Annotated in this window: 5 protein-coding genes; 2 read left to right on the forward strand and 3 right to left on the reverse strand. The window is 70.9% G+C overall.

From position 1 onward, the window contains the following. On the forward strand, positions 1 to 340 hold a 340-nt coding region (locus MJ783_RS21230; protein ID WP_239313159.1), incomplete at its 5' end, for a 2'-5' RNA ligase family protein. A 234-nt stretch (positions 341 to 574) separates the two neighbouring features. Here MJ783_RS21230 and MJ783_RS21235 read toward each other — a convergent pair. Together MJ783_RS21235 and MJ783_RS21240 are read right to left on the reverse strand one after the other, a co-directional pair. Further along, on the reverse strand, positions 575 to 1,402 hold the full coding sequence (locus MJ783_RS21235; protein ID WP_239313161.1) for an endonuclease/exonuclease/phosphatase family protein: 828 nt from the start codon (positions 1,400 to 1,402) through the stop codon (positions 575 to 577). Next, positions 1,399 to 2,499 (reverse strand): aldo/keto reductase, encoded by a 1,101-nt coding sequence (locus MJ783_RS21240; RefSeq protein ID WP_239313163.1) that lies wholly within the window; start codon positions 2,497 to 2,499, stop codon positions 1,399 to 1,401. The genes MJ783_RS21235 and MJ783_RS21240 overlap by 4 nt, the downstream gene beginning before the upstream one ends. An 82-nt stretch (positions 2,500 to 2,581) precedes the next feature. Here MJ783_RS21240 and MJ783_RS21245 point away from each other — a divergent pair, with 82 nt between their 5' ends. Further along, the gene (locus MJ783_RS21245; RefSeq protein WP_239313165.1) at positions 2,582 to 3,202 is read left to right on the forward strand and encodes a hypothetical protein; all 621 of its coding nucleotides are present in this window, start codon (positions 2,582 to 2,584) and stop codon (positions 3,200 to 3,202) included. A 19-nt stretch (positions 3,203 to 3,221) separates the two neighbouring features. Here the strand turns inward: MJ783_RS21245 and MJ783_RS21250 are convergent, their stop codons facing one another. Next, positions 3,222 to 5,363 carry a radical SAM protein gene (locus MJ783_RS21250; protein ID WP_370651759.1) on the reverse strand — a complete coding sequence of 714 codons (2,142 nt, stop codon included), beginning with the start codon at positions 5,361 to 5,363 and terminating at the stop codon, positions 3,222 to 3,224. Between the last annotated feature and the right edge of the window lie 87 nt (positions 5,364 to 5,450).

Here is a 5,450-nt window from a genome sequence, read left to right on the forward strand (position 1 = left end):
GCCGGCGTTCCGGCTGCGGGTCGGACCGCTGGCAGGATCAAGCGGCGCGGTCCGCTTCACCGTCGCCCCCTGGGAACCGCTGGTCCGACTGCGGGACGCCGTGGACGACGTGTCCTCCGCCTGCGGCCTGCCCGCCGCCAGGCAGCGTTTTCGTCCGCACGTCGGTATCGCCTACTGCAACCGCGGCACGCCCGCGGGGCCGATCATCCGGCGGGTCGCGGGGCTGCGTGACCTGCCCCCGGCCGAGGTCTCCGTGGTAGATCTTCGGCTGGTGCGGCTGTACCGCGACGGCCGCACCTACCAGTGGGACACCGTGACCGTCGTCCCTCTGAGCGCCTAACACGTCTCCTCTGGTCGCCCGGGTCGGACGGCGCGGGGTTGCAACGGGGAGGCGGGCGGGTGGTTCAGGGCCGGGTGAGAGCCAGCCGAGCGAGGCCGACCAGCCTCGGCGATCCTCGGCCGGACCACGCCCCTGGGTGGGTCGAGCTCGACAAGGTGTGGGAGATCGTGCGGGACGGCCGCGGCCCGACAGCCCTCGGCTGGATCGTGGTGGAATTGAGCTGGCGCCGTCGATTTACGGCTGGAGTCGCCGGGGAGCAACGACAGCGGCGACGGCCATCGCCGCATGGTCGCTGAGGCCCTCGTGGCGGGGGGCGTGGACGTAGTCGCATCGGGTCAGGTCGAGCCGGTCGTGGGTGAGGAAGGTGTGGTCGAAGCGGTAGCCGTTGCCGCCGCGGCCGTACCAGCTGTGGCCCGGGGTGGCAGGGTGCAGGGTGCGGTAGGCGTCGGTGAGGCCGGTGTCAGTGAAGGAGCGGTAGAAGTCGTATTCCCAGCGGCCGAAGACCGGGTAGTGCGGGACGTGGCCGGGTTCGACGACGTTGAGGTCGCCGGTGACCACGACCGGCCCGTCGAAGCCGGCAAGGACGCCGGGCAGGGCCCGGGTGACCGCGTGTTGGAAGGCGCGCTTGTTCTCGTTGCGGCGTGTGGCCGGCCCGCGGGACGGGACGTAGAGGCCGACCAGACGTAGCCGCTGTCCACCGATCCGCAGGTCAACGGCGGGCGCGCGGTGGGCAAGGACGTCGATGCCGGTCGGCACGGGTTCGAGGGGTGCGCTGCGGGAGGCGATGACCGTGCGGTAGTCGGGCACGTCCGGCCGCGGGGCGTGGACGTGGGTATAGCCGTGCTGGGCGAGCGCGTCGACGAGCGCGTGGCCGCCGGGTCCGTGGCCGACCTCGGTGAGCACGACGACGTCCGCGTCGGTCTGCTGTCCGAGCCAGGCGGCTTGGCGGCGGGCCCGGTCGGGTGCGGCGTGCTGGGCGTTGAACGTGACCAGCCGCAGCTCGGCCGTGGCCGCGAGAATCGCCGTGGTCGGGCTCGGGAACAGGGACTGCTGCGGGTTCATACGGGCGGGGCCGTTTCGTCGCCGAAGACCTCGCCGGCGGCGTCGAGATCCTGCTGGAGCTGGCCGAGGGTGGCCCGGACGAAGCTGAGGTCGTCGGCGGACAGGGGTGTGTCGAGGGCGGTGAGGTTCTCGCGGACCTGGTCGGGGGTGGTGAAGCCGACGAGGACGGCCGTGTTGCCGGCGCGCTGGAGGCTGTAGGCCAGCGCCACCCTGGCCAGATCCTGGGTCGTGGAACCGAACCGGTCGCGCAGGGGCGCGAGCCCGCGGTCGACGACCGCGAGTGCGTCAGGGGTGTACCAGCGTTTGCGTTGCCGGTGGTCCCCGTCGCCGAAACGGGGCGGCCGCTGCGGGTCGTATTTGCCGGTGAGCAGGCCTTGGCCAAGTGGCTTGTTGATCAGGATGCTGGTGTGGTGGTCGGCAGCGAGGGTGAAGATGTCCGGCTGGCCGGCGGGCGGCGGTGGGGTCAGCGGGTTGTGGCGGACGGCGAGATAGTCGGGACGGATGCGGTCGAACAGGGCCCGGAACCGGGCGTGTTTGTCCGGCCGGGCGGATCGTGGCTGGGTGAGCCGGTGAGGGGCGTAGCGGTGCGGGCCGCGCATACCGATACAGCGCACCAGGCCCTGGCGTTGGAACTCGCGCATCTGGGCGATCGCGTCGTCGAGGTAGCGGTCGTCGGGGCCGAACTCGCTGGTGTGGAAGAAGTAGACGTCGAGCCGGTCGGTGCGCAGGTTTTCCAGGGTGGTCTCCAGCTGGCGGCGCATCGCGGCCGGCAGGTAGGCGTGGGCGGCGGTGCCGGCGAAGTAGCCGATCTTGGACGACAGCACGAGACTGCCTCGGTCGACCTGCTCGACTAGGCGGCCGAGGAGGCGTTCGGAGTGGCCGTGGCCATAGACGTCGGCGGTGTCGAACAGGTTCGCTCCCAGCGTGTAGGCGGCTTCCAGTCCTGCGAGGGAGGCGGCGTCGTTGGCGGTGGACCAGCCCATCGGCAGGCCCAGGTTGTGGTCTGGGCCGCCGATGGCCCAGCAGCCGACGCCGATCGGGTGGACCGTCAGCCCACCCGCGAGCGTCCTAGCTGCCAGAAGACTCGTTGCCGTCATCTTGTCCACCTCGTTGTCCGCCGACGATTGCTGGACGGGCCTGTGCACGGGCGCTGCTGGCTGTGACGTTAAGGTCACCGCCATGACGACTCCGGACCCCGCCACCTTGCTGGACCTGGATGCGATCAGGGCGAAGGGATGGGCCGACCGTAGCGACTTCCCCGACGCCGAGTTCGACTGTGCCGAGGCGTTCTACGCGGCGATGCGCGCCCACGACGCGCGGCTGCACGCGGTGCGCGCGCAGGCATCGGAGCTCATCGAGCGCTGGACCGGGCATCGGCCGCGGGATGTCGGTTCGTTCGGCACCCGGTTGAACCTGGAGACCTCGGATCTGGACCTGGGAATCGGCTACCCAGTGGACCGCCGTGCCGAGCTGATGGCCACGCTCGACGGGAACGCTCGCTTCGTCGGCGAGCGCTACACCAGCTTCTCCACCACCCGGCTGGTGTTCGCGTTCACCGCGGACGACGTGGAGATCGACCTGAGCGCGCTCACGGTGGACGACTTCGCGGTCGCCTGCCGGATGCTCGACCAGATCGACGAGGCGATGAGCCACGACGAGCGGGTCTGCCACACCTGGGTCAAGCACCTGCTGCGCGAGACCGGCCGGCTGGAGGACTACGCGGCGTGGAAGCTGGTGACCTACGCCCGGTTCTGCCCGGAGTTCAACTGGGTGCCGATCCCGGAGAAGACCGGCAGCTGACCGGCTGCGGGTCCGCGGGTCAGCTCGCACAGGAGTCCGCCGCGTTGATCAGCATCCAGCCGCTGGCCGCCGACCATCGCCGGTACTCAGCGGTGAGCAGCTCCGCGTGCTCACGGTCGAGGGCGAGTAGCAGGTCGTGCACAGTGGTCGCGAGCACACCCCGCAGCAGGGCGAGACGCTTCTCGACCCGCTGCCAGATCCGGGCACCCAGGACCGCCTCAGCCGCCGGATCGTGGCAGAGAGGCTGGGTGTCGACTTCGGTGATCAGCTCGCCGAGCACCGCGTAGCTGGCGTCCTTGAGCACGCCGCGGGCCTCACGTACCAGGCAGCGTGGGTCGCCGTCGAGGACCTTCTCCAGCGACTTGAAGGTGTAGTCGAGGGCGAAGTGCCGGTCGACCCAGCGCTGCGCCCAGCCTGCGGCGGCCCCGATCCGCCAGTCGGCGTAGCGGGCCTCGACCCGGCCCATCGACGGCGTGACTACCCCGGCAAGGCCGGCGTGCTGGACCCGGCGGGTGTAGGCGGCGCCGATCAAACATTCCATGCTGACCAGCAGGTAGGAGATGGCCTGGTAGAACGGCTGGCCCGTACCCGCCGTCGCGACGAACTGCACGTCGCGGACCCCGTGCACGACCTCGGCGGGCGAAAGATCGGGTTGCGGGGTCAGGAGCAGGTCGGTGCGACCCTGGAACGCGTGGGTGGCCTTCAGCTCGTCGAGGGTCATCAGCGGGTCGAAGGTGATGTAGGTGAACCGGGTCGAGACGCCAAGTGCGGACAGAGTCCGGACCGCCAGCAGGTTCTGCTCGCCCGTGGTGTTCTTCGCGAACCGGCCGAGGATGCTGTCGACGCCGGACTCGACGCCGAACAGCATCCGCCGCAGGCCCCGGGCGACCAGCGCGCGCCACATCTCGGCGCGTTCGACGTGCCAGCCGAGGCCGCGGTCGGGATCGACGACCTGGTCGACGCGGCAGCTGGACTCCCAGCCGAAGCCCGCCTGGTGCAGCAGACTGGCCAGCTCCAACGCCCTGCCCGTGGCGTCGGAGCCGCGGCCGAGGAACTCCTCGTCGACCAGGTACACCGTCCGGGACACCTGCGGGTAGCGGTCGAAGACCGCCGTCAGCTCGCCCAGCAGCCACGGCAGCTGGCCCGTACCGGCACCGGCCCAGCTGCCCTTGTGGTCGCGGGGGCAGAACGAGCAGTAGCTGGTGCAGCCGCGGCTGGTCTCCAGCTGCGCGACGCCGTGGTGGGTGAACGTCGTTGGCAGCAGGTCGAGTTCGGGGACGACGTCGGCCGTGACGTCGCGGGTGACGGGCTTCGCGGTCCGCCGCCGTCCGACCGCCAGTCCGCCCCCGCGTGGTGCTCCCATATATCCCAGGCCGGGGACCTCGTCGAGGGTGCGGTCGCCGTGCCAGTGCGCAAGCAGCGCGCTGATCGTGGGCTCCCCGCTCGCTCGGGCGACCAGCAGCGATGGGAACCGGTCCAGGAGGACCCTTTCGACCCGTGCGGTGAGGCTGCCGCCGACGATGACCAGCGGCGGATCATCCTGGGCGTAGACCGATTCCAGCAGCTGGACCAGCAGGTCGTACTGGCCAAACGTCGCCGACACCCCGAGAACGTCGGGCCGGTCCGCCTCGATTCGGGCGGCCAGCCCGTCGAAGGTGAGCCCGAGTTGCATGTCGGCCAGGGACACTGTGCCCAGCAGCGTCTCGCGGGCCGCGCGTGCCACCGTGCTGATTCCCAGCGGAAACCGCGGCAGCGGGAACGTCTCCGGGTGATACAGCGCGGCCAGCAGCACGCCGGGCCGCGACAGCCGCTCGACGCCCGGCTCGTCCACGTCGGCCAGCGACAGCCAGGACGCTGGCTCGTCGAGCACCACTGTGTCCCGTGTCCACGCCGGCCAGGCCCGTGAACCGTGCGGTTGACCGGACAGGTCCGCCACCACCCACCGGCCCTCCGTTCGCTCGATGAAGACCAGACGGCGGTCGAGCGCTCCCGCGACCCGAACCCGTTTCACCTCGCCGGCGCACTGCCGCTCGACCCAACTGCGAAGCCCGAGGGGGTCAAGCAGCAGCTCGCTGTGATCGGGTGGGCCCGCAGCCGGACTGGCGCCGGCGAGGCGTACAGCGGTGACCAGACGGGTGAGAGGCTCAGGGGGATGCTCCACGGCGATGCCTTCCGGACGGACGGTGCTCCACCGCCATACGGCTGGCCCCGGATCGGACCGGCTTCGGCGGTGTGCGTATAGCACCTG

The organism is Protofrankia sp. Cj3 (assembly GCF_917627355.1).
In the GTDB taxonomy this organism is placed as follows: Bacteria; Actinomycetota; Actinomycetes; order Frankiales; family Frankiaceae; genus Protofrankia.

Coding starts and splice junctions, on each gene's coding strand:
- MJ783_RS21235 (WP_239313161.1), bottom strand. CDS start 1,402: ATGAACCCGCAGCAGTCCCTGTTCCCGAGCCCGACCACGGCGATTCTC.
- MJ783_RS21240 (WP_239313163.1), bottom strand. CDS start 2,499: ATGACGGCAACGAGTCTTCTGGCAGCTAGGACGCTCGCGGGTGGGCTG.
- MJ783_RS21245 (WP_239313165.1), top strand. CDS start 2,582: ATGACGACTCCGGACCCCGCCACCTTGCTGGACCTGGATGCGATCAGG.